At 63.3% G+C, this 23,021-nt stretch carries 13 protein-coding genes; 10 read left to right on the plus strand and 3 right to left on the minus strand.

Annotated elements, in window-relative coordinates:
* Positions 1 to 151: 151 nt before the first annotated feature.
* The 3 genes from mobF to K2F54_RS16800 all read left to right on the plus strand — a co-directional run bounded on the left by mobF (position 152) and on the right by K2F54_RS16800 (position 5,001).
* On the plus strand, positions 152 to 3,634 hold the full coding sequence (gene mobF, locus K2F54_RS16790) for a MobF family relaxase (protein ID WP_220607019.1): 3,483 nt from the start codon (positions 152 to 154) through the stop codon (positions 3,632 to 3,634).
* A gap of 4 nt (positions 3,635 to 3,638) precedes the next feature.
* Positions 3,639 to 4,166 carry a hypothetical protein gene (locus K2F54_RS16795; protein WP_220607004.1) on the plus strand — a complete coding sequence of 176 codons (528 nt, stop codon included), beginning with the start codon at positions 3,639 to 3,641 and terminating at the stop codon, positions 4,164 to 4,166.
* 232 nt (positions 4,167 to 4,398) lie between these two features.
* Positions 4,399 to 5,001: an HNH endonuclease signature motif containing protein gene (locus K2F54_RS16800; RefSeq protein ID WP_220607005.1), complete on the plus strand. Its 603-nt coding sequence runs from the start codon at positions 4,399 to 4,401 to the stop codon at positions 4,999 to 5,001.
* Positions 5,002 to 5,710: 709 nt separating this feature from the next.
* On the opposite strand, the gene K2F54_RS16805 is transcribed toward K2F54_RS16800, so the two are convergent.
* Both K2F54_RS16805 and K2F54_RS16810 read right to left on the minus strand, forming a co-directional pair.
* On the minus strand, positions 5,711 to 6,709 hold the full coding sequence (locus K2F54_RS16805) for an Ltp family lipoprotein (protein WP_220607006.1): 999 nt from the start codon (positions 6,707 to 6,709) through the stop codon (positions 5,711 to 5,713).
* 68 nt (positions 6,710 to 6,777) lie between these two features.
* Positions 6,778 to 7,308, minus strand: coding sequence for a hypothetical protein (locus K2F54_RS16810; protein WP_220607007.1), 531 nt, complete (start codon positions 7,306 to 7,308; stop codon positions 6,778 to 6,780).
* Between the two features lie 259 nt (positions 7,309 to 7,567).
* On the opposite strand from K2F54_RS16810, the gene K2F54_RS16815 reads away from it, so the two are divergent.
* The 5 genes from K2F54_RS16815 to K2F54_RS16835 all read left to right on the plus strand — a co-directional run bounded on the left by K2F54_RS16815 (position 7,568) and on the right by K2F54_RS16835 (position 17,540).
* Positions 7,568 to 9,715: a hypothetical protein gene (locus K2F54_RS16815; protein WP_220607008.1), complete on the plus strand. Its 2,148-nt coding sequence runs from the start codon at positions 7,568 to 7,570 to the stop codon at positions 9,713 to 9,715.
* The gene (locus K2F54_RS16820; protein ID WP_220607009.1) at positions 9,715 to 11,334 is read left to right on the plus strand and encodes a class I SAM-dependent DNA methyltransferase; all 1,620 of its coding nucleotides are present in this window, start codon (positions 9,715 to 9,717) and stop codon (positions 11,332 to 11,334) included. Before K2F54_RS16815 ends, K2F54_RS16820 begins: the two co-directional genes overlap by 1 nt.
* A 25-nt stretch (positions 11,335 to 11,359) precedes the next feature.
* A complete protein-coding gene (locus K2F54_RS16825; protein ID WP_220607010.1) occupies positions 11,360 to 12,469 on the plus strand; it encodes a restriction endonuclease subunit S in 1,110 nt (369 codons plus the stop codon).
* Positions 12,469 to 15,657 (plus strand): type I restriction endonuclease subunit R, encoded by a 3,189-nt coding sequence (locus K2F54_RS16830; protein ID WP_220607011.1) that lies wholly within the window; start codon positions 12,469 to 12,471, stop codon positions 15,655 to 15,657. The genes K2F54_RS16825 and K2F54_RS16830 overlap by 1 nt, the downstream gene beginning before the upstream one ends.
* Before the next feature lie 824 nt (positions 15,658 to 16,481).
* Positions 16,482 to 17,540 carry a YqaJ viral recombinase family protein gene (locus tag K2F54_RS16835; RefSeq protein WP_220607012.1) on the plus strand — a complete coding sequence of 353 codons (1,059 nt, stop codon included), beginning with the start codon at positions 16,482 to 16,484 and terminating at the stop codon, positions 17,538 to 17,540.
* 223 nt (positions 17,541 to 17,763) lie between these two features.
* On the opposite strand, the gene K2F54_RS16840 is transcribed toward K2F54_RS16835, so the two are convergent.
* Positions 17,764 to 19,866, minus strand: a complete 2,103-nt coding sequence (locus tag K2F54_RS16840; protein WP_220607013.1) for a DUF262 and DUF1524 domain-containing protein — start codon at positions 19,864 to 19,866, stop codon at positions 17,764 to 17,766.
* Positions 19,867 to 20,143: 277 nt separating this feature from the next.
* Here K2F54_RS16840 and K2F54_RS16845 point away from each other — a divergent pair, with 277 nt between their 5' ends.
* Both K2F54_RS16845 and K2F54_RS16850 read left to right on the plus strand, forming a co-directional pair.
* Complete coding sequence (locus K2F54_RS16845; RefSeq protein WP_220607014.1) at positions 20,144 to 20,515, plus strand: DUF4426 domain-containing protein; 372 nt, start codon at positions 20,144 to 20,146, stop codon at positions 20,513 to 20,515.
* Between the two features lie 420 nt (positions 20,516 to 20,935).
* Complete coding sequence (locus K2F54_RS16850; protein WP_220607015.1) at positions 20,936 to 22,633, plus strand: DUF726 domain-containing protein; 1,698 nt, start codon at positions 20,936 to 20,938, stop codon at positions 22,631 to 22,633.
* Positions 22,634 to 23,021: the final 388 nt, after the last annotated feature.

Genomic DNA, 23,021 nt, shown 5'->3' on the forward strand with positions numbered 1-23,021 from the left:
CGTAGTAAGACCAGGATGCATCAGGTTGCGCCCCGATTACAGGCGGTCCGATATGGCGCAGTCCTATTGCCCGTCCTAATGCCACGCCTCTTGCAGATCGAGGCGGCACACCTTCTACGTGACAGCGGAGGAGGCCGTGGTGACGGTGTCGATGCGGGTGATGAGCGCCGGCGACGGCTACAAGTATTTGCTGCGCACTGTCGCTGCCGGTGACGGGCAGCGGTCGCTGTCCACGCCGTTGACCCGTTACTACAGTGCGAAGGGCACGCCGCCGGGTCTATGGCTGGGAAGCGGTCTCTCGGGCCTCGGCTCGGGTCGCATCCTTGAGGGTGCTGAGGTCACGGAGCCCCAGCTACAGAGACTGATCGGGCTGGGGCGAGACCCGGTCGATGGGGCACCACTTGGTCGCGCCTATCCCGACTACCAGAGGCCAGCTGATCCTATGCCGCCCGGTAGCGCTCAGGAGACTGGTTCCCGGCGGCGTGCGGTCGCCGGGTATGACTTCACGTTCTCGATCCCGAAGTCCGCGAGCATCCTCTGGGGCGTGACAGACGCATCCACGCAGGCGCGGATCGTGCAGGCGCATCATGCGGCGGTTTCGGAAGTAGTCGCATTCATGGAGCGCGAGGTCGCAGCTACGCGGACGGGAACCACAGCATACGACGGAGCCGTGGCGCAAGTTGATGTGACGGGCCTGATCGCCACGGCGTTCGACCACTTCGACAGCCGGGCCGGCGACCCGCACCTGCACACGCACGTGGTGATCAGCAACAAGGTGCAAACCGTGCTCGACGGCAAGTGGCGCTCGCTCGACGGCCGACCAATGCACTCTGCCGTAGTTGCCCTGTCCGAACTACACGAGTCCTTGTTCGCGGACGCCTTGACCCGATCACTGGGCGTGCGGTGGGAGTTGCGGGAGCGGGGGAGGGATCGCCACCCCGCCTTGTCGATCAGTTCAATACCGGAGGCGCTCGTCGCAGAGTTTTCGTCGCGGTCGCGGCACATCGAGATCGCGACCGAGGCGCTGATCGCCGCATACCTGGACCGGCACGGCAGCCGGCCCGGCCCGGTAACCATCATGAAGCTCCGCGCCCAGGCGACACTCTCCACGAGGCCCGCGAAAGAGGTGCGCTCGCTTGCCGAGCTCACCGCGTCATGGCGCGAGCGAGCTGAGCGAGTGCTCGGCGAGGACGCGACGACGTGGGCATCCACGGCAGCCACACCCTCGAGGGCTCCCGTCTTGCGTGCCGAGGAGGTGCCGGGGGAGGCGATCAATGAGATCGGGTGGAGAGTGATGATGGCGGTGAGCGAGAAGCGTGCGACCTGGCGGCATTGGAATCTCGCCGCCGAGGCCGCACGCCAGCTGGCGCAGCAGCGATTCGCCTCGGCGTCTGATCGCGAAGCGGTCATTGGCCTGGTCGTGGATGCCGCCGAGCGGGCCTCGTTACGGATCACTCCACCCGAGCTGGCGCCGAGTCCTACTTCGTTCCAGCGAGCGGACGGCACATCCGTCTTCCGGCCGAAGCACACCACCGTCTTCACCTCGACGGAACTGCTCGACGCAGAGGCTCGGCTGCTGGAGCGCGCCGCGAACACGACCGGCCCCCGAATCGCCCCGACCACACTTCGCGCAATCTCACTTACCCGGCAGCCGGGTGGCGTCGTGCTTGCTGACGACCAGGTCGCGGCGCTCAGTTCAATCGCCGGCTCTGGGCGAGCCGTCGATGTCCTGGTTGGTCCGGCCGGCGCAGGTAAGACCACCGCGATGAACGCGCTCCGGCACGCGTGGGAGGCAGCGCACCATCCGGGCTCAGTGGTGGGGCTCGCCCCTTCGGCCGCCGCCGCACAAGTACTGGCAGAAGATCTCGGTATCCCGACCGAGAACCTAGCGAAGTGGTGGCAGAACCATCTCGACCACGGAGAGACCTTCCACGCCGGCCAGCTCGTCATCGTCGACGAGGCCTCCTTGGCGGGCACCCTATCCTTGGACCGGATCACCGGGCTTGCCGCGAGCGCTGGTGCCAAGGTACTGCTGGTCGGCGACTACGCGCAGCTCCACTCCGTAGACGCTGGTGGCGCATTCTCCATGCTGGTCCACAGCCGAGCGGACGCCCCCGAGCTCGTCGGCGTGCACCGCTTCACACACGAGTGGGAGAAGACAGCCTCGCTCGGACTGCGCCAAGGCGACCCCGACTCGATCGACAAGTACTTCGCACACGCCAAAGTGAGCGGCGGTGACATCGAGTCGATCACGGATGCCGCCTACGCGGCGTGGCACGCGGACACCCTCGCGGGCAAGGCCACTGTCCTGATCAGCGATTCGAACGAGACGGTCGCCGCGCTCAACGCGCGTGCCCGCACCGAACTCATCCTCGAGGGGCACATCGACCCGATCCGAGAAACTTCCCTCCACGACGGAAACCGTGCGGCTGTCGGCGACACAGTGATCACCCGACGGAACGACCGGCGCCTGCGCAGCTCCCGAACCTGGGTGCGCAACGGCGATCGGTGGATCGTCACCGGGGTCCACCGGAATGGCTCGGTCGACCTCCGTCGACTCGGTCGGCGCTGGGGGAGCGCGGTGCTGCTTCCTGCGGACTACGTCAAGCACCACCTCGAACTCGGCTACGCCGTCACCTCGCACCGCGCGCAAGGCATCACGACCGACACCGCTCACGTCGTCGTAACTGCTGGCATGACACGGGAGAACCTCTATGTGGCAATGACGCGCGGCCGCGAAGGGAACACCGCCTTCGTCGCCGTCGACCGCCCCGATGCTGCCCACGTCGGGCCGCGATTGGGCGACGACAAGGATGCGACGGCTCGCAGCGTCCTTTACGGCGTTCTGCAGCACGTCGGCGCCGAACCGTCCGCACACGAAACGATCGTGGCGCAGCAGGATGCCTGGGGTTCTGTGGCGCAACTCGCGGCAGAGTACGAGACCATCGCGGCGGCCGCGCAGCACGACAGATGGGCGGCACTGGTGCGCGGTAGCGGGCTCTCACCGATCGAGGCTGAGGAGACCATCAAGTCGCCTGCATTCGGGGTCCTAAGTGCAGAACTCCGACGCGCCGAAGCGCACCATTTCGACGTCGAGACCCTACTCGCTCACGCAGCTTCTGAACGCGGGTTGGAAGACGCCCAGGACGTGACGGCAGTCCTTCACTCCCGGGTAGCCGCGGCGATTTCGCGCGGCTTCCGCGCGGGTCGGTCGCGCAAAAAGCCACGACTGGTCGTGGGGCTCATCCCGAAAGCAACGGGGCCGATGAACGCGGAGATGCGCCAGGCCCTTGACGAGCGCGGCGCCCTGATCGACGCCCGAGCGAGCGCAGTCCTACAGGAAGCACTGCTCGCGGGAGCCTTATGGACTCGGGAGCTCGGGGCACTCCCACATCGACCGGTGACACCCAGGTGGAGACAGCTGGCGTGCACGGTGGCGGCGTACCGGGACCGCTACGCGGTCGTCGGCGCGAGTGTGCTCGGCCCCGCACCGCAAACGGTGGCCCAGCGACGCGACGCCGCTCGCGCTCACGCCGCGCTCGGGGCTGCTAGACAGCTTGCGGACCGAGAAGACGCCTTTGAGTCAGAGCGGTCGGGTGTCAGATTGGGCGCCCCGGCCCGGGCACTAATATGACAACATGAGCGCACCTGACATCTGGGGGGCGATAGTCCCGGCGTGGCTCGGCGGCGTGGGCGGCATGGCCGCCGCAGTCGTCGGTACCATTGCCCTCCTCAAGTCACTCAAGACGCAGGGCGGGGTGGAGACGCTGAAGAGCGCCGCTAATGCGGTGGGTGGGACCGCGGCACCGCCTAGCGCGACGAGCATGCTGAGTTCGCAAAGCCCAAGCAGCGGCGCAACCACGACGGCTGCGCCTCGACAGAGCCCCGTGAGCTGGACGGCTTGGCATGAGGCCAGAAGCCGGTACCGCCTCCGCAACGACTCGACACACACGGGCGCGACAGCGCTCCTGACCGGTTTTCGGGATGTGACACCCGGCGGTGATGGTGCGGCCAGCTACCATGGCGAGCTCCCGGTTACTCTCGCGGCCAATGAGTCGGTTCCATTCACTATCGACAAGTCCTTGATTAGCCCGAGTGTCACCGCCATCGAGCTGACCTGGGCTGATAGCGACGGAACTGAGCGCAAGCGCACCCTGTACATATAGCCGCACCTTGGGCGAACCGCAGTAACTACCCCGACCCTGTGGCGAGCGCCACGTCGATATGCGACGCGAAGGTCAGCAATAGTGCTGGGAGCTGAAGTCGGTGGACGACGAGTCGAGCGCGATCGGCGCTGGGGCTTGCCGCTATTCAAGCGTCCGGGATCTTGCCCACCCCCACCGCGCGACCGGCCGGTACTGTACGACGGAGCGAGGTCCCTCACCTAGGATCGTCCGTATGACCGACCGTGCAGTGTTCCGATTCGCCATGCCTAAGCCGGTTCGCATTTCTGGTCGGTCCTCGAGCATCACAAATTCTTTCGTGAACGGCATCATTCCGGTCGTGCCGCCAACGTTCGAGCAGATTGACGAAGCGCTGCGAATTCTCGGCATGGAGGCCACGGTGGTGTGCTCGTACTGTGGCGATCCCGCTTCAGAATGGGACCACCTACGTCCTCTCGTAATTGGTAAGCAGCCAACGGGGTACATTTCAGAGATTCATAACCTTGTGCCGGCCTGCGGCAAGTGCAATCAGAGCAAGGGCAATAAGCCATGGCGAACATGGATGTTCAGCTCGGCACGACTGTCACCGGAGACGCGTGGTGTTGCTGGGTTAGAGGAGAGGGCGAACCGCCTCTCAGCCTATGAAGCGTGGGAGACGCCCACTTTCATCGATTTCGCGTCTATTGTCGGCGAGCAACTATGGGACAAACACTGGCGGAATCATGAGGCCATTCTTCAAGCGATGAGGGACGCCGAGACCACAGTGGAGTTGATTCGATTGCGGGTCGCGGAGTCACGTGCGGATGAATCAGCCCCCACGCTTTTTCCGGAGGACTAACACCGAGAACACCGAGGACTTTCGGACTGTGAGTCCGGCAGATGCCGTCGGCAGGGTGTCCTGCGCCGACCGCTCCGCCAAAGAGTAAGCGAACGACAGTATCGAGCCTGTGAACGGCTCGACAGCGGCCGCTAGCGACACCGGCTGGCTGGTGCTGTGGCCAGCAGGACCCGGCCTACGAGCTCGGCGGGCTCGATCAATGCCGCTCGGCGGGCTCGATCAATGCCGCTCGGCAGACTCAAGAACAATCTGGTCCCACGACTTCGGACGGCCGCTGGATCGTTTGGAGGTGATATGCCAAGCGTGGCAGCTGGAGCACGGGTGAATCCCCATGGGGAGCGATACGCCTCCCCGGGATCGAACTGCTTTCAGCGCTTTGGCTGCGATGCAGGGCGAGCAATATGGACGCTTGAGACATTTGATGGTTGGCACAGCAGTGCAATCCCTTCCTGGATGGGGTTGGGGCCTGCACTGCAATGGCCAGACTGCGCTGGGCGTCGATGCTCAGCGGTCGAGTTGAAGTTATCAGACCTCCAAGCAAAAAGGCCAGTGCACGGTAGATTCGCCCGCGAACCCCTCAGATGCTCGCCGAGTCAACAGCCACACTGGCGGCCACTTTCGGCCAGGAAGAAGCAAAAAGAAAACGCTCCTGAGGAATCCCAGGAGCGAGCTCTTGTTTCGCGGCTTTCCGCGTTTCGCTAACCAGCGATCAGTACCCGACGGCAGCGAGGCCGGCGTTTGCCTCGGCGTCTGAGAAGCCCTCGAAGATCAGCTGGTCGTAGAGGCCATCACGGGAGAACGACTGGTATTCGAGGTAGGACTTTGCTTTCGCTCCGGCCTGCGCGCTCCAATCCGCGGCGATGTGATCGGTCCCGAAGGTGGCGTCTTCCGTGCTGTAACCCTCGAACTCGAGCTGAGCAATGAGCCCCGAGCGTGAGAACGCCTGGTATTCGAGGTAGGACTCGGCCTTGCCGATTGCGTTCTGCTGTGGAAGGGAGAGCGACGGCTTTACCTCGACGGTGAGGGCGACTGTGCTGCCCTCTGGGGCGGTTCCTCCTGTCGCCGGGGTCGTGGCGGTGACGGTTGCGTCGGGGTCTTCGGCACCCGCTGTTTCAAACCCTGCGGCGCGGAGGTTGGCGATGGCTGCCGACGCGGTCAGGCCGGTGACGTCGGGGATGGCAACCTGTGCGGGCTCCACGGCTACCGGCTCGACGGCAGCCACGTCGTCGGCAGCCGCGGGGTCATCCGTGGCCTCGTCGACGCTGCTGACGGTTGCGGTGGGGGTGCCTGAGTTGGTCGCACCGGACACGCTCGAAACGATTACGGCAAGCACGAGCCACGCCGCGGTGACGATCCAAGCGACCTTCTTGTGCTTGTCGAATCCGGCGAGTGTGCGACCCTGCTTGTCGCGCTGCGCCCCCGTGAGAACGAGGACGATGTCGACGAGCCACCACACGCCGAGACCCGAGAAGGTGAACAACTTGATCAGGCCTGTGCCGACCTTGCCCAGGTAGAACCGGTCCACCGCGAAGAATCCCAGAAGCCAGGCGAAGAGCCAGGTGGCGAGGAATGACTTCTCAGAGGGGAGTGAAGGTGCGTATGATGCGCCCGGCTTGTGCGGGGGCTGCGGGACCGTGAATGGCACGGATTGTTCCTGCTGGCCGATCGGGACGCCGGTCGGGCGCTGAGTCTGAGAGTTGTCGGTCATGGTGCGTATTCCTGTTCTAAGAGTTCTGAGCGTGCAAAGGGACTGGTGTGGTGCTGGCGGGCCGAGAGCTATTTGACGGATGCGTCGATGACAATGTCGAGGCCGTTATCGGGGTGGTACCCCCAGGAGGCCGAGAGGTCGTTCCACGCTCCTTCTTGGCGGCCGTCGAGCGCTCGGGTGGCGTCGATTCGACTCAGGACGCTGTCAGGAACATCAAGCGCGTCCAGAACGCAGAGGACGTCGGCGTAGTCGGCGCCGGATGATTCCGCGCCTTTGCTCTGCATCGAAATACTCTGGCCCTCATCACCGACGACGATCCAAGCGTTCGCCTCGACGTCGCAGGTCGACGCAGCCTCGGCTATCGCGTCGTTGGGTGCCAGCGATGCGATTCCGCTGGTCAGCGAGCCGATCAAAAGCGACCCCGCGACGCCTGCAATGAGCCCGAGGGCAATGCCGGCCGCGCCGAACGTAAGCTCTCGGCGGCTGACGGTGGGCGCCGGCTTGGGAGAAGGCGTGGTCCCGGCGTAGGGATTCACGGTTGCGTTCGTGGGTCCTGCCTCCATCTCTGCGTGAGAAGCAGCGGATTCGTCGATGGTCATGGTGCGTGGTCCTATTCGTCGAAGAACTTACGGAACGGTGTGTGAGAGTGGCGGGCGGTGCACGACTGTTCCCCCAGGTGTGCGCCGCCCGCCGGCATCCGCTCATTCGGGTGAATCGGGTGCAGGGACAAGCTAGGGCTGACCTTGGCTTGCGCGCCAACATTCAAGTGATAAGCCGGGTTATCACTTGATTTAGCTTCAAATTCCGGAGTTGCCCTAGTCTGAGTGCACACAACAAGTAGGGGGGTGCCGCGTGACGATGACCGAGCAGACCCTGCTGATGACGATGTCTGACATCGCCGATCTCGCCCGTGTGCAGCGACCGGTTGTCTCGGTCTGGCGTTCACGGTCCGCGCACACGGACAGCCCGTTTCCACAGCCTGTCGCCCGGAGAGGTGGGCAGGACGTCTTCAACGCCGGTGAGGTGGCGACGTGGCTCACCAATACCCGTCGCGGCAACAATCCCGATGCCTTTGCGGATGCCGCCGCACATGCATCTCTCAACTACGCGTCGGCCAACGATGAGAGCACCTTCAGCGCGGTGACCGCCCTGCTCGCCCTGCGCACATCGTCCGGGCGCCCGTTCGTTGCCATGTCGGCCGCCGATCTCCTCGACCTCGCCGACGAACACGACCCCGATGACGCATTCCTCTATGCCGAGCTCGAGGCCGCAGGCAGCGACCTTACCGACCTTGCTACCTACGTCGACGTCCTCGTCGAGGCAGCCTTCGGCGAGGGGCCGGCATTCGAGCGGATGATGGCCGACCGGTTCCGACTAGACCTGCGCTCCCTCGGCGACACGGCCCTGGGCGACACCGCGCTGACTCTGATGGCCGAAGTCGCGACCGCGCTACGAGCCGGTCAACCGGCCGACTCTGTCATTGTCGACTCCACGGGTAGCGCGAGCGACGTGATCCTCGCCATTCACCATTTTGAGAGCGCCCGCGGCGACATGACCGTGGCCACGCCCGACGACAACTCCTATGCCTCCCGGCTGCTGCGCCGCCGCCTATTCGTGCACGGTATCACCCGCGAGGCTCTGGCGGTGCAGCAGTCCGGCGCCTTCGCCGTTCAGGGTGCCGCCCTGCTTGCGGCGCAATTACCGCCCTCGCACTCTGCGGCGATGCCCCCGGTCGAGATGCTTTCAGCCATCGACCAGATCGTGCTGCAAATGACCGACGAACAACTCGCCGTCGTCATCGCCCCGGCCGGGGTGCTCAGCGACACCGGCCTGACCCGCGAGGTCGACGAGGCTCGTTCCGCCCTGATCCGCTCCGGTCGGGTGCGCGCGGTCGTTCGCCTCCCCGCTGGCCTGCTCGTGCACAAGCCGCTCCAGCCCCAAGCACTGTGGGTACTCGGTGCCGCTCACGCCCAGGTCAGCCTCGCGGAACGCTGGACCCTCGTCGCCGACCTCACAGAGATCCCGCTGACTCCCGCCGCCATTGACGACCTGGTGAGCGACCTCGTCGCTTCCCTCGGTGACCGTTCCAGCGTGCGCGCCCACGCCTTCCGGTACGCCAGGCTCGTTCACACCCGCACGCTACTGGCAAGCCGTGATTCCCTCGTGGCCGGCGTCCGAGCTACCACCGCACCCGCAGCCTCAGCGGCGCAGGTCGCCCTCCGCGTCGATGAGCTACTTACGGTTCTAGCAGGCGATGCGCCTGCCCGCACAAACAGCACAACGGATACTCCGGCAGACGTGGCGGCGCTGGCTGGCCTCGTCATCCATCCCGTGCCACCCGCTGACGAACCTGCAGGCGCAACTGCGGCAGCCACGGTCGCCCAGCTGCTGGCACACGGCCATGTTCGGTACATCCCCGGCAATCGCCTCGAAGCCGACGACATCGACCTCGAGCCCACCGGCCGGTCGGCCACCAGCATCCGCGTGATCGGGCCCGTCGAACTGCTCGGTCAGGCGCCGCTCGGTGGTCGCCGCATCGACCGGCTGAAGTTCGCTGCGGCCTACCCGGCCGGCCGAGTAACCGAACCCGGTGACGTCATCTTCTGCACCTCACCGCGACCAGCAGCCGCAGTCGACGACGAGGGAACCTCGGTGGTGGTGTTCCCCGCCCGCATCCTGCGCATCAACGTTGCCGAATCCGGCGGGCTGGTCGCTGCAGTGACCGCAGCCGACATCAACTCCCGAGACCCACGCGACAAACGCTGGCAGCGTTGGCCGCTGCGCCAGGCCAGCCCAGACCAGCGCGGCGCGCTGGCCAACGCTCTCGCCTCGGTACGCTCGGAACAGCACCAGACGAAGCAGCGCCTCGCCCAGCTCGAGGAACTCACCGCCCTGCTTATGACCGGCGTCACCGCCGGCACCCTCACACTCGCGGCAGCCCCTGGCCCGTCCGCCCCAGACTCACTTGGCTCAGACTCACTCGCTCCACCGGAAGGAACCTCCTAGTGCCACCGAAGACCAAGGCCGCCGCACTGCCGTCGACCATGAAAGAACTCAAGGACACCCTCTGGAAGGCCGCCGACAAGCTCCGCGGCTCGATGGATGCCTCCCAGTACAAAGACGTCATCCTCGGCCTGGTCTTTCTCAAGTACGTGTCGGATGCCTTCGACGAGCGCCGAGAACAGATTCGCACCGAGCTCGACGCCGATGGTCTCAACGAGGACCAGATCGGCCAGCTCATCGACGACGTCGACGAGTACACCGGCCGCGGCGTGTTCTGGGTGGCCGCCCGCGCCCGCTGGACCTACCTCGCCGAGAACGCTAAGGGCCTGCCGGCCGTGGCGGGGGAGGCGCCCAAGTCGATCGGCCTGCTCATCGACGAGGCGATGGACCTGATCTCCGCCGACAACACCGCCCTCGCCGGATCGCTGCCGCGCATCTACAATCGCGACAACGTCGATCAGCGCCGCCTCGGCGAGCTGCTCGACCTGCTCAACTCGGCCCGCTTCACCGGCCACGGCGCCACCAAGGCGCGCGACATCCTGGGCGAGGTGTACGAGTACTTCCTCGAGAAGTTCGCGCACGCCGAGGGCAAGCGCGGCGGCGAGTTCTACACACCCGCCGGCGTGGTGCGGGTGCTCGTCGAGGTGCTCGAACCCTCCCACGGCCGCGTTTACGACCCGTGCTGCGGGTCGGGCGGCATGTTCGTGCAGACCGAGAAGTTCCTCGAGTCGCACAATAAGGAAGGTTCGAACATCTCCGTCTACGGTCAGGAGCTGAACGAGCGCACATGGCGTATGGCCAAGATGAACCTCGCCATCCACGGGCTCAACGGCAACCTCGCCAGCCGCTGGGGCGACACCTTCGCCCGCGACCAGCACCCCGACCTGCAGGCCGACTTCATCATGGCCAACCCGCCCTTCAACATCAAGGACTGGGCTCGCAACGAGGGCGACCCGCGCTGGAAGTACGGGGTGCCCCCGGCCGGCAACGCCAACTACGCCTGGATGCAGCACATCATCTCCAAACTCGCCCCCGGCGGCAGCGCCGGCGTCGTTATGGCCAACGGGTCGATGTCGTCGAACTCCGGCGGCGAAGGCGAGATCCGGGCCCAACTCGTCGAGGCGGACCTTGTCTCCTGCATGATCGCGCTGCCCACCCAGCTATTCCGCAGCACCGGCATCCCAGTCTGTACCTGGTTCTTCGCCAAGGACAAGACTTCCGGCGAGCACGGCAGCATCGACCGCACCGGCCAGGTGCTCTTCATCGACGCTCGCAACCTTGGCCACATGGTCGACCGTGCCGAACGCGCGCTTTCCGATGAAGACATCGCCAAGATCGCCGGCACGTACCACGCATGGCGGGGCACGGCGTCGGCGGCGGATGCTGCACTCGCTTACATGGATGAGCCGGGTTTCTCCTATTCCGCATCTCTAGCCGCGATCAGGGCAGTGGAATATGCGCTCACCCCAGGGCGCTATGTCGGTGCCGCTGAAGTTCAGGATGACGGCGAACTAATCGAGGAGAGGATCACGCGGCTCAGCAGCGAGCTCTTCGCGCAGTTCGACGAGTCAGAGCGCCTGGCTGCGGTTGTTCGTGAGCAGTTGCGGAGGGTTCATGTCTGAATGGCGGAAAGTCACGCTCGGGAGTGTGACCAACAACTTTGACTCAAAGCGTCGGCCGGTAAGAACAACAGAGCGTGTCGCGGGCCCCTATCCGTACTACGGAGCCTCCGGGGTAATCGATCACGTCGAGGATTTCATTCTTGACGGAGACTTCCTCCTCATTGCAGAGGATGGAGAGAACCTTCGCAGTAGATCAACGCCGATTGCGTTCCTTGCTAGCGGCAAAGTCTGGGTAAACAATCATGCGCATGTTGTTGAAGGCAACGAGCGCGCGGACACCCGATTCCTCTGTCATCTCTTATCAGTGACAGACATCGGCGGTTATCTGACTGGGTCGACTCAACCGAAACTCACCCGATCTGCCATGGACTCAATGGCCATAACGATTCCAGCGCTGGGAACCCAGATTGCGATCGCGGAGGTACTCGGGGCTCTCGATGAAAAGATTGCCGCCAACGCGAAGCTCGCAAGTTCGATCATCCAGCTACTTGAGCTTGAGACGCGGACAAGGTGGCTCGCGACAGGCAGCCCCGCCACCACTGCAATGTCCGACATTTTTGAGCTCAACCCTTCTACACCCCGACCGTCAGAGGCGGAGCCTCCATACGTGGACATGAAGAAGTTGCCTGAGTCAGGAAGCGGCATCGCAAGTTGGGAACACCGGGAAGCGAAAGGCGGTGCTCGATTTTCAAACGGCGACACGCTACTCGCCCGGATCACGCCCTGCCTCCAGAATCGGAAGACCGGATACGTCGATTTCTTGAACGACAAACAGGTAGGAATTGGGTCGACCGAGTTTATCGTGCTGCGTTCCCGCGTTGGAGTCCCTCAGCCACTGTCCTATTTTGTTGCGGTGGACTCGGACTTCCGTGACTTCGCGATCAGACACATGTTCGGCACGTCTGGTCGTCAGCGTGTCTCAGCCAATGATCTTGCTGGCTATCTCCTTCCCTCGCCGGACTCCGATTGGCTGGCCGATTTCGGAGAAAGGGCGACGGGTGCTTTTGAGCTCATGAAGTCTCTGTTGGAGGAGAACCGAACGCTCGCCGCCACCCGCGACGCGCTCCTGCCGCAGCTCATGTCTGGCAAGCTTCGGGTGAGGGATGCAGAGAAAGTACTTGAGGGGGTGCTCTGATGGCGGGATTCTCGGAGGCTGAGTGGGAGCAGGTCGCGCGTGATCTGCTCAGTGAACCGTTGGGCTGGCAACCGAAGGCGGGCGAGCAGATCGCCCCGGGCAGCGGGGAGCGCGACAGCTGGGATGAGCTGCTCATCCGTCCGCGGCTGCTCGAGGCGCTGCGGCTGCTGAACCCGACGGTTCCGGGGGAGTACCTGCAGCAGGCGCTCGCCGAGATAGCCTCGCCCAAGTCGCAGGACGCGATCACCGAGAATCATCGCATCCACGACTACCTGATCGACGGGTTTCGGCTCAGCTACATCGGTGACGACGGCAGCGAGGTAAATCCGAGCATCCGTCTGGTTAGCGCCGAACCGTCGGAGAACGACTGGCTCGCGGTGAACCAGGTCACGCTCATCCGCGGCGACCACAAGCGGCGCTTCGACCTCGTGCTCTACTGCAACGGCATGCCGGTGAGCATCGTGGAGCTTAAGAAGGCCGGAGATGAGGCGGCGGATGTCGCCGCGGCGCACGCCCAGCTGCAGACGTACCTGCGCGAGTTCCCTATGGCGTTCCGGTTCTGCGTGTTCACACTAGCCAGCGACGGGATCCTCGCCAAGTACGGCACCCCGTTCACGCCGCTCAACCACTTCTCACCGTGGAACGTCGACGACGACGGCACCCCGGTGAAGCCCGGCGACACGAACGACTGGGACGCGACCACCGGTATGGAGATCGCGCTCCTCGGTCTGTATAACCAGGAACGGTTCCTGCAGCTGCTGCGCTCCTTCACTGCCTTTGACGAGGGCGCCGAGGGTCTCGTAAAACGCATCGCCAAACCGCACCAGTACTTCGCCGTCACCAAGGCCGTGGGCAGCACCGTGCAGGCGGTGGAAAGCAACGGTAAGGCCGGGGTGGTCTGGCACACCCAGGGGTCGGGCAAGTCGATGGAGATGGAGCTGTACACCAACCTGGTGTCGCGGCACCCGAAGCTGAAGAACCCCACCGTTGTGGTGATCACCGACCGCAACGAACTCGACGGACAGCTCTACGAGACGTTCGCGGCGAGCCTGCTGCTGCCGGAGAAGCCTAAGCAGATCAAGCGGCGCAGCGAGCTGCGCGACGAGCTCAGCAACCGCACGACCGGTGGCATCTACTTCACCACTCTGCAGAAGTTCGGCCGCAGCGAGGCCGAGAAGGACGCCGGCGCGGAGCATCCGCTGCTCTCGGACCGGCGCAACATCATCGTGGCCGTCGACGAGGCGCACCGCAGCCACTACGACGACCTCGACGGCTACGCCCGGCACCTTCGCGACGCCCTGCCGCACGCCACCCTGATCGCGTTCACCGGCACTCCCATCTCGTTCGACGACCGCAACACCCGCGACGTGTTCGGCGAGTACATCGACATCTACGACCTCTCCCGCGCCGTCGACGACGGCGCCACCGTGCCGGTCTACTTCGAGCCCCGCCTGATCAAGGTGAGCCTCGCGGCGGACGTGACGGACGACACCCTCGACGAGGCGGCGGACGAAGCCACAGCGGGCCTGGACGACACCGAGCGGGCGCGGATCGAAGCTTCCGTCGCGGTAGTCAACGCCGTCTATGGTGCACCGGAACGGCTGGCAGCGCTGGCGCTGGACATCGTGACGCACTGGGAGAACCGCAGCGGTCAGATGGAGAAGTTCATCGAGACCCCCGGCAAGGCCATGATCGTGGGCGGCACCCGCGAGATCTGCGCAAACCTCTACTCGGCGATCGTGGCGCTGCGACCGAACTGGCACTCCAACGACCTCGACAAGGGTGTCATCAAGGTCGTCTACTCCGGCACGGCATCCGACAAGCCGCCGGTCATCGACCACGTGCGCCGGGACTCCGCCAACGCGGTAATCAAGGGTCGGCTCAAGGACGTGGACGATGAGCTGCAATTGGTGATCGTGAAAGACATGATGCTCACCGGCTACGACTCGCCCCCGCTGCACACGCTCTACCTGGACCGGCCGCTCAAGGGCGCGCTGCTCATGCAGACGCTCGCGCGGGTGAACCGCACCTTCCGCGGCAAAGAGGACGGACTGCTGGTGGCGTACGCGCCGCTCGCCGACAACCTCGCCAAGGCGCTGCGCGAATACTCCAAGACCGACCAGGACCAGAAGCCGGTCGGGCGTGACGTCGACGACGCCATCACACTCACGCTCACCCTCGTCGACACGCTGCGCGGGATGCTCGCGGGCTACGACTGGAGAGCCGACCTCGCCAAGCCCGGACCCAAGCGTTACCTCAACGCGGTGACGGGGTCGGTCAACTACCTGCGGGATGTTGCGACACCGGGCAACCAGGTGGAAGAGGGCGCCGAGACATTGGCCGCCGCGTACCGCCGCTACTCGGGGCAGTTGTCCCGGGCGTGGGCGTTGTGCTCGGGTGCCGGGTCGCGAGATCTGGAGGAGCGCAGGCCGGAAATCCAGCTGTACGAAGAGGTGCGGGTGTGGATGGCGAAGTATGACGCCGCCGACCGGCAGGCGCGTGGCGAGCCGGTGCCGGAGGACATCCAGCGGCTGCTCAATGTGCTGGTCGAATCCGCCATGGCCACCGGGGGAGTTCTGGACATCTACGAGGCCGCCGGCATGCCCAAGCCGACGCTCGACGATCTCAGCCCGGCGTTCATCGCCAAGACGCAGCAGGCCCGAAACCCGCAGCTCGCGATCGAAGCGCTGCGCAAGCTGCTGACCGAAGAGTCTGCCCGTTCAACTCAGAACAACCTTGTGCGGCAGCGTGCGTTCTCGGACCGGATCTCCGAGGTGATGAACAAGTACACGAACCAGCAGCTCACCTCCGCTGAGGTGATCGCCGAGCTAGTGGCCTTGGCTCAGGAAGTCGCCGCGGAGGCGAACCGCGGCGCCGGGTTTGCACCACCGCTCAACCACGACGAGCTGGCCTTCTATGACGCGGTGGCACAGAACGAGTCGGCCGTGGAAGTGCAGGGCGAGGGAGTGCTGGCCGAGATCGCGCGGGAGTTGGTGGCCGTGATGCGCCGGGACGTGCGCACCGACTGGACCGTACGCGACGACGTCCGTGCCAAGCTGCGTTCCTCGATCAAACGGTTGCTCGTGAAGCACGGCTATCCGCCGGACCGTCAGCCTGGGGCGATCAAGCTCGTCATGGAGCAGATGGAGTCCATGGCGCCGCGGTACAGCGAAGAACGGGTGGCGTAGGTGACTGCTCAAAGCGTTCACAGCACGCGGGGCCGCTCGGAGACGGTGCCCGGCTCCGTCACACGCGCCGCCCGACCGGCAAGTAGCGGCCGGCGCCACCAGGTGCCTTGCCCAGTGCCCGACCGACCACGGCGGCGCTGGGCGGGGTGCCCCCAGCCCGAGCCACATCGGGCAATGAACATCAACTGGCGCAAACCGAACGGTAGTCAGGCCTGTGCCGCTCGTTCAGACTGCCGGGTTTCGGACCTGCTGTTGCCGGATGTTGCGCCGCCGGAGCGTCCTGCCTGTCGTATGCTTCGGGACATGGGGGATTGGGTGCATTTGAAGCCTGCTGGTATGAGCCGCGGCCCCGTTGTCGGCTCCGTCGCGAGCGGGGGGCGACCGTGGAGGTCATCGCTGGTCTGATCGGCGCTGCCATCGTGTGGTGGATCGGTGTCGGCATCGTGTACGCCATTGGCAGCCTGATCGAGAAGCCACGCGCTCGTTCACAGCGGGCACCGAGACCCACCCCCGCGACTGAGTCTCGTCTGGCTCCTCTTCAGCCAGCACATTCGATAGCAACCAACTTTGAGCTGCCCACACGGCCTGCAAACACGGTAGCGCCACGAACCGTTGAAGACCCACCTTCCGTGCCGCCGCCGGCCAACATCACTGGGACCGTGTCAATGGTGACGCTCGGAAGGCAGACTGCATACCTTCGTGCTCTAATCCAGCGGGTCGGGACGGTCACGCAATGCGATGCTGACAGGCTCGAGGAATTCTTCGAAGATCCCGGCCGTACTGAGTGGAGTCGTGCTGCGGCCAAGAAATCTAAGAGTCGAGCCTTGGATGCAATCCGCCACGCCAACGTTGAAGACCAGTGGGCCCTTGTAGGCGAGCTCATCGATGCGGCGTTGAACTCGTCGCCGATAGCATCGACGCGGACGCCTGCTCTGCCCCTCGTCCGGCGGGCAGCTCGGTGGGGCGCGCTGGCTTTGATCACCCGCCATTTTCGGGATGAACTCGCCTGGGGCAATGCGGACTATGCGATCCTGACACTCCCATGGACGTGGTCCCTAGGAGCGCTGCATCCTGCCGATTTGGCGGAAGACCCATGGTCCGATTTTTCCGGTGCGCGACTTGACCTGCCAGTTAAGAACCCGCCTGTGCTGGTAAGTGCGCGACTACCTGACCCCGCCGTGCTAGCGCTGCAGCCCGTCGAGCACGGGCTTTTTCACGTGCGGTACTGGCTTGGAGACGACGGAAATCCCGTGGGGTCCGACGACGACGAGGACAGGTGGTTGGCTGCCCGGCGGACAGGCGTAGGTGCATCTGAGGTGGGAAAAATCGTCAAGGCGAACGGCGCTCCAAGTGTTCAACGCGCCGGCCTCCTTCAACGGAAGCTTGACGGAGACCCGGGCCATCACTTCGCAGCCTACGACCACGGAGTGGAGCGGGAACCGATCATTGCTCGATGGGTGAATGACAACTTCGCGATCGCTCACAACGCGCATCTCTGTATGGGACAGAACCCTCGTCACCTAGCCACACCAGACGGAATAGGAGACGGCGTCATCTGCGAGATCAAAACATCGGTCGTTCCATTGGCCAAAGCAGTGCGGAGGTACAGAGACCAACTTCAGTGGCAGCTTCACGTGACCAGTTCCCCTCAGGTCCTGTTCGTTGTTGAGAACCGTGACACGCTTGAGCGCGAGTACACCTGGGTCGGGCGAGACGAGGATCGTATTGCGACCTTGGTCGCGCACACCAACGACTTCCTGGTAGAGCTGGATATGCGTTTGGAGGAAAGGGAATCGCACCTCAGACCTATCGCGGCCAAGCGGGTGGTTCGTTTCGAGGAGTCTTCGTCTGACGATCGGCGGGAGGTCGCTTATCCGGCCTGATGCCAATCGCATCGCGGTGGTGGGGTGCTCCTCGACGCTCGGTGCAGCATCGGCTACTCGGTCTGGGCACGGGTGAAATCGGAGGCCGCCGGCGCTTTATCGTAGGTGCCCTGGTCGGGTATGCCCCTGGCGAATTCGTTGTGTGATCGAGTTAGCCAAACCGGGAACAGTTGCTCTCGTGTTACGTCGGTTACAGCTGGCCTTGCCGCTGGCGGCGCACCAGTCAGTCTCCTCCCATCTGGTACTCGTACGCCTGCCGCACGAGACCCATGACATAGGCGAAGTCCGACTCTTCATTCAATGTCACCTCAGACGGCCCATTGCCCCAATGACCTTTGCCCCTGACGTCGAAAGCGAGGCCGCGATCATCGCTGAGGGATTCGAGCGGAATGGCCAGGCTCAATCGCAGGCGCGCGACCTGCGGGACGACGTCCAGGAAGTTGGTTTCGGTTTTGAAGGCTACGTAAAGCTTGAGGAAGTGCCGAGTTACCGCTGGATCAAGTGCGAGTACTTCCGAACTCAACTGCTCGAAGAGGTTACGACGAATGCCGGGCAAGAGCTTCGGGTGATCTTTGATTGTGAATCCAGTGTCGGGTCGCGGCTCCTGGTAGTCGGCGATAGTTTCGGGTGAGAGGACTGGACGTTTCCAGATTTGAACTGCTTCAGCGGCGAGTGACTCTGCACGTTTTTCGATTTCTTCGGCATTCCAGGCGGCCAAAAGGCCTAGGCCGCTGTTGAGACGCAAAGGGCTATCGCGGAAGCCTCCGTCCATATCGCGTTTGTCGAGGAATGCACGATCGGAGTATTCGGAGTTGTAACCGGTCAGCGTCAGGTTGCCGAGGGTGTGAAGGTACTTGGCTTGGATGTCCTGCCAGCCGTCTCCGAGATCGTGTCGCCACTGCGCGCGCAGGTTGTCGTTCTGCGGCAGGATGTGTTCAATCGTGTAGTCCTCCACGGATACGTGCTCCTTGCGGCCGAAGTTCTCCATCATTCGGAGGAAATATGATCGCCTCTTGAAGTTGTAGAGGTCCGAGATTCTGAGTTCATCGGAGAATTCTCTGTCTGTCGGGAACCGCCGGTAGCCTGCCATTCCCAGGAAATGAGCTTTCACGCTTTCGACGTACTTGTCTTTGTGCAGGGACTTGCCGAAGGTGGCAAAGGTTGTGTTAAGCGAGTTCGTAGGAATGCGCACAACGGCACGCCGGAAGATGTAGGACGTGACGAGGTCGACGATCTCTAGAAATTCGGTTGCCGTAACGGATCCGAGCTCGTAGTCGCCGTACACCTCGAGCAAGAATGGAAAGACGACGTCAGCTTTGATCTGGTCAAGGTTTTTGAACGCTCGTCTTAGCGCCTTCTGGGGTTCCTTGCCAAGCGCAATGGCGCAGTACCGCTTGGAGTAGTCGCGAAGCTCAATGACGCGGGTTTCTATCGAGTCCGCCTCGTTGGCCGAGTTCGCGGCGTAGTCCTTGAAAGAGTCGTAGATGTCGTCGAGGCGAGGGATGTTCCCTGTAACGACGGTGAGGAAGTGGCGAACGAACTGGTCGAACTGCGACTCGTACGCGGACTGTCCGAAGTCCAACTCCATGGGGCGCCAGTACTGCTCGTAGAGCCGTTCCTGCTCGCGGGGCGGCAGGTCCATCAGAACGAAGTTCCTGATCAGGTCAGCCTGGGAGAGTCGTTTCCCCGTCGAGTTCATGGCTTCGAAGACCAATTGTGGATGGTCCATGTTCAGTTCCAGCCGGATATCGACAACAGTCAGCTTGGACAGCCCGCTGCACACTGTGGCGAGGTCCAACTTCGAATTGGCGAATTTCTGTTGGAAGAATCTATAGTTCTCCGCCACCCGACTGGTGCTGCCAGCAGGGGGGTCAAAGCCCTGAACGATCGCCTTCAGTGTTTCTTTATCGCCCTGCGAAAGCAGCAGTTTGAATCGCCGTTCTCCATCCTCGTCGTCATTCAGGAGGTAACGGCCGCGTATCTTCTTTGGTGAGAAGCCGTCGAGTGGCTGTTGTGCTTCGGATGGCAGTTGGGCCAGCGCATGGGCGAGCGCCGTCAGAATCAAGGTCACTGTGGTGACGCGCTGCTGCCCGTCAATAATCAGGTTCGGTTCCGCCTCAGTCAGCGGTCCCGTCGCCTTCTCGACATGCACGACGGACCCGGTGAAATGCGCACCGAGTTTGTCGCTACTGCCAGCCCGAACTATATCGCGCCATAGTTGCTCGCACTCCGCTTCTGTCCAGGCGTATGCGCGCTGGTAGATGGGTACCTCGAACTGATTGCTCTTCTTGAGCAATGTCAGAAGATGAGTATCGACGGCCTTCAAGTGCACTCCGTTCACGGCGCCAGCGCCAAGTCCATTAGGACAAAACTATCGACAAACTGGTGAGGACCTGCACTTCTGAGCATCGTTCTGATTCGAAGACCGAAGCAGGGCGCCAGCGTGGTCTCTCCTGACGGAACGGTAGTATCCCCGGTGTCGAGCCATCGGGCCTACGTACCGCGTGATCTGGTGGAAACGTGCCTCCGCTGCAGAACGTCGATGAGTTTGCGCGCCGGTAGATTCGATGTGGTCGTCAAAGTTGCGGCCGTAGGGGAGCGCAATGTCAGACAGTCCGAAGCGCCGAGAATACGCCAGCCTTGAGGACGCGTTGCGCCAGTTTCCTTGGTGGCCGACGGCGAATCTAGACGTGATTCGGCAAATCGCCGCCGAAATCGAGATTGCCCGGATATATACGCCTCCCCGAAGCGGCTATATCGGACTCGTTCCAGAGGATGGCGGACCGATTGTGTCGATTCACTCCGGGTACATGGCAGGCCTGCGGAACGAGCTCGGCAAGCGCTACTGGAAAGAATTGCCGGTCAACCGGATCCGTGAAGGTGACTCCGCACAGATCGGCCATGCCGAGGGCGATCCGTGCCCGGAATGTGGCATCGTCCTGCCCATGAGTGGGCCCTGTGATTACTGCTACTAATCCCCGTCGATCTCAACCGGCGGAGCAGGGCCCGAGGACTAGCGTTCATTCTATTATTGGCGCCCGGTGTGAGAGCGGCGCCCGGTCTGGCGGGTTTCGGACCTGCTGACATAACCGGGGGTTATCGGACCTGAAGAATCCCCGTCGCACTCATCGGCTGAGCCTTCGACGCGGGCGACCGGCCGGCTCCTTGGTGTCTCGCGAGATGGCCGGTCGCCCCTCGGGTGTTAACGCCAACTGAAAACGGGGCCACCAACCTCTATCAGGGGAGTCCCCGGGCCTTCCACGTCCAATCGTGCTCGAGTGGACTAGTTTTCGACCGTCGATTCTGGCTGGGTATTCAACCGTCGTTGACAGGTCGCCGTTTCAACCCAGCGTTTCGAGACGGCCAGGCACTCTCCGCTGTGGGACGATCAAGCCATGCCTAGCTCTCTGCACGTCCATGTCATCGAAGGAACACGACTCAGGGTGGACGTGGTCTCAGATCAGGGCGCCACGCTCGCCCTCGTCGGCGACCTAACCGACCTGGAGCCTGAAGTTGACAGTGGTGGCGTGCTCGCCGAAAACCCCGCGTTGCGCAGCAACATGTGGGCGTTCGCAAAAACCTGGTTTGCGGCTCGAACGGTGTCGAACGCCGACGCACTGAGGTTGGCTGATCCGGCCGAGCAGAAAGTGGCCCTGAAACAAGCAGATGAGGCGAGGAAGATCGCACAGAAACGCGCGGACGCCTATGCCGACACCGCGCAGTGGATCGCTGACGTTGCTGACGACGTTTCGCTGCTCGACGTAAAACAGGCGTGGTGCTCGTCGTGCTTCGCCGTGAACGAACATCGAAAGTCGAATCGTCCAGTCGGTCAGCTTCCGGCGTACGTGTGTCAAGGATGCGGTACGCCGACGCTGCCCTGCGTCGCGGTGGGTTGCGACAACATGGCTGTGAGGGATCGAGGCGCGATCCGCATCCCGCTGTTCTGCGCCGAGCATTGTCACGAGATCCCGGGCTTCGAGAAGTCTCAGGGAACCATAGGCGAGCTTCACGACTATGAAGACTTCCTGCGTTACGACAAGCCCGATCTCGGCGCGGCGTCCAAGATCGCTGTGGGCAGTGTCATGGCGTTAGGGGTTGCCATTCCGCTGACCCTGCTAGCCGCGCCCGCGATCGGCGGCGCGATCGGTTCGCTTGGCGTGTTCGGCGGGTTGTCCGGCGCCGCCGCCACCTCGCATGGCCTCGCACTGCTGGGAGGAGGGAGTCTTGCAGCTGGCGGGCTCGGCATGGCGGGGGGCACCGCGGTTGTCACCGCTGTAGGAAGTGCCGTTGGAGGCGTGCTCGGTGCCTCAGTCGCCAATGCGTATCTTCGCGAGGACAAGTCGTTCCGCATCGAACTGCTACGACCGGGCAGAGGAGGCGTGCCGGTTCTCGTTGCTAGTGGTTTTCTTACCGAGGGCAAAATCGACAAGTGGGGAGGCTGGAAGTCGATCGTTAATGGACGGTATCCCGATTCCCCTGTTTATCGAATCTGGTGGGGCTCGAAGGAACTCAAGGACTTGGCTGTGTTTGGAGGTGTCGCCGTGGGCAAGGGCGGAGCTGTAGCCCTAGCGAAGGCAGCGGCAGCAACAGCAACAAAAGCAGGTGCGAAGTTCTTCAACGGTGTTATCGGACCCATGGTCGCTGCCAGCGACCTCGCGGCAAACCCTTGGCACGTCGCAAAGAGTCGGGCCGACAAGACGGGGGTCATCCTCGGCGATTTGCTGGCTCGCACAGAAGCGGAGTCATACGTGCTCATCGGTCATAGCCTCGGAGCAAGGGTAATGGTGGTCGCGGCCGAAACACTCGGCACCAAACCGGACGGCCCGAGAATCCAGTCTGCCCACCTGCTTGGGGCCGCGATCGGTGCCAAGAGCAACTGGGACGCTCTGACCGCGGCGGTGGAAGACGTCGTGTATGGCTATTACTCAGCCGCCGACAGCGTCTTGAAATTCATCTACAAGTCCGTGCAAGCGGGGGAAACTGCTGCCGGGCTGAGTGGCTTCACGCCTAGTTCCAGCAAGCTACAGAACGTCGACGTTTCCGACGACGTGAATACCCATTTCGATTACCAAGGCAACGTCCAACTGCGATAGCAACTAGCTCGTTTTCGGCACGCCCCACGGCATCCGTTTGCCCGTCAGCGTGCGTCTATTCATTCGTCGCCAGCGACGCATTCAAGTCGAAAGGTCAAGCGGCGGAGGAAAAGACCGAGGCCGGCAGAGGACATGGGGATTCATGGGCGCTGTAGAAGACAGCCCACCAGACAAAACCAAACACAAAAACGAAAATCGCTCTTGAGAATTCTCAAGAGCGATTTCTTGTTTCCGGATGCTCCTCGCCCTTTGAGAGGTTGAGTCGATCTGGCATGCCCGGGAACGACGCAAACGGCGGTGCGGACACACGTTGAGTATTTGAAGCCTTGAGCGCCACCAGTTATTGCGGTTGAGCGCCACTGAATATTGGGCTTCAGCGCCACTGGAT

Origin of the sequence: Cryobacterium inferilacus (assembly GCF_019599185.1) — a bacterium.
In the GTDB taxonomy this organism is placed as follows: domain Bacteria; phylum Actinomycetota; class Actinomycetes; order Actinomycetales; family Microbacteriaceae; genus Cryobacterium; species Cryobacterium inferilacus.